This window comes from Spiroplasma endosymbiont of Megaselia nigra, assembly GCF_003987485.1.
Lineage (GTDB): Bacteria > Bacillota_I > Bacilli_A > Mycoplasmatales > Mycoplasmataceae > Spiroplasma.
Genome location: NZ_RCOO01000176.1, coordinates 1 through 2,208, shown reverse-complemented (window position 1 = coordinate 2,208; position 2,208 = coordinate 1). Strand labels below are relative to the sequence as shown.

4 protein-coding genes are annotated in these 2,208 nt (G+C 25.9%); all 4 read right to left on the bottom strand.

Annotated elements, in window-relative coordinates; genetic code table 4:
* On the bottom strand, window positions 1-939 hold a 939-nt coding region (locus D9R21_RS05855), incomplete at its 3' end, for a hypothetical protein (protein ID WP_148108852.1).
* An 18-nt stretch (window positions 940-957) separates the two neighbouring features.
* Entirely contained in the window at window positions 958-1,416 is a 459-nt protein-coding gene (locus D9R21_RS05850; protein ID WP_126821467.1) for a hypothetical protein, read from the bottom strand.
* A gap of 11 nt (window positions 1,417-1,427) precedes the next feature.
* Entirely contained in the window at window positions 1,428-1,829 is a 402-nt protein-coding gene (locus D9R21_RS05845; protein ID WP_126821466.1) for a hypothetical protein, read from the bottom strand.
* Window positions 1,810-2,208: hypothetical protein (locus D9R21_RS05840; protein WP_158613938.1), on the bottom strand; the 399-nt coding region annotated here is incomplete at its 5' end. The genes D9R21_RS05840 and D9R21_RS05845, both read right to left, overlap by 20 nt.

The following is a 2,208-nucleotide window of genomic DNA, read 5'->3' as shown; positions in this document are numbered from 1 at the left end:
AATTTTTGAAACAATATGTTTAATAATTCCCTTCGGCTCAACTACTGCTCCACCTAAATATAAAACTCTTTCCATAATCAAAGTATTACCCATTCCAGTTCCTAACGCAGCAGCACCAACTCTTAATGGCGTATGGTCTTTTTTGCGTAAAATAAGCGGGTCATATTTTTTGCTAAATTTAAAGGCAATTGCATTAACTCCATTTGGTAATAATTCAATTGTTGCTTCTGAACCATCTTTATTAATAATTGGTAACTTTTTTGGAACCATATAATATGTTGTTCCTTCAACATTTTTCATTGCCCCACTTGTTGCAATTACACTATTTATTTGGTCGTTTGCTCCAAGTTGTAACTGTAATTTATTACGAATTCCACGAATAAAATCAGCCGAACCTAAAACAACTGTTTCTGATGGAGTAAAGCCATTTTCATATATTTTATCCATAATTTCATCGTGGATTTGTAAAGCATTTGTATCGTCTGCTTTTTGTCCTTGAATAGTTATAACTGTTTCTTTATTAATAATTTCTAAAATTTTATTGCGTTTATAAGCAACCTCAGTATCCATCGCTTGTTCAATATCAGCAGCCCAAAGATTAGGATTAAAATCACTTTCTACAGGGTCTAATTTACGAGCAAAAGTTAAAATTGTATCTAATTCAACAACTCCATCATCAAATTCTACTGTTGAATATTTTAGAAGATTATTATCGGTATTAAATACTTGTCCATTCGCCCCCAAACCTTCATTGTATTTAATATTTTTCTTGATTTTATATGTTAAACCAAATTTATTGGCTTCTTTTCACGCAAATAGTGCTTCTCAACTAAATTTTTGTTGATAAGTTTCTAAATATCATTGTTCAAATTTTTCTCGGTCTTGTTTTGTTGCTTGATTAGCAATATCTCCGAAAATTCTTTGTGGATTTTGTGCCATAATTTATTTCCTTCTTTCTTATTTATTAAATACATTATCTGTATCTAAAATATTGTTTTCTTTGTTTTCTACTTTTGGTACACCACCAGTGTTAACTGTTTGTACCTTAATTAATTCATCACAAACACTTTGCAATTGTGTTTTAATTATTTCAATATCATCAGTAATATCATAAGACTTTAATAAAACATTTTTAAATTCTTCATTATTAGTTAAAGAATTAATAAAGTCAATTACTTTGATTTGTTTTAATTGAATTGTTTGTTGTTCAATTTGTGAAGTTAGTTCAGTATTTTTTGTTTGTAGTTCGTTGATTTGATGATTACTATTTTCTAAATTACTTGCATTAAGTTCATCAACTTCAGCAGTATTTTCTAAAATAATTTCAGCAATTTTAATATCAAAACTACCATCTTCATTTTTAATAAGTTCATTATTTTCATTTATAAGAACATATTTTACATTTTTTAATGCCATCGTTTTTCCTCCTATTTTTTAATATTTGTATTTGTTCTTTTTCTAATCGCCTTTTGGATAATTTCAAAACTATCTACTCGAAAAGATAAAAAATAGCGTTTAGTTTTTATATTTAACTGATTAAATACTGAGCCTTTAATTTTTATCTCATCATCTTTTTTTAATTTCAAAAAATTAGTTAAAACAGATGGATTATATATTGATAATGTTGAGTAATTTAATCCGTCTCATTGACATTTAGCCGAACAAGCATCAACTTCAACACCACCAGAAACAAGAGCCTTAATTTTTGTTTTAATAGGATTTTCATGTAATCTAACAGTTAATTCTAACTTATTAACTCTTTTATTTTTTGTTTTTGCCTTATTAGTAATGACTGTTGTTTTAAATAAATTACTTTTTATTTCTGCCATTATTTTCACTTCCTTTTGCTAAAAAATATTGTAAATGTTTCCAAGCGTCGTGTTCGTGCTCTGTCATTTTAATATTTCCTTTATAAACATAATTTTTCTTAACAATTGGTGATTGTAAAACATAATTTAAATTAAATAGATATTTACATAAAACTTTTAAACCACCAATGAATTTAGGGGTAGATAGTGGATTTGTTATTTTTAAACCTTTATGAAGTTGATAATCTTCAATTATTACAATAACTTTATTTAAATAAGAACATATTTTATTTTTAAATTGACTTAATATTAAATACATATTATTTATTGCTTCTTCTTCATAGTTAGAATTAAAAGTAATATTATTAATTATTTTCTTTTGCAAAACATTATAAATAAT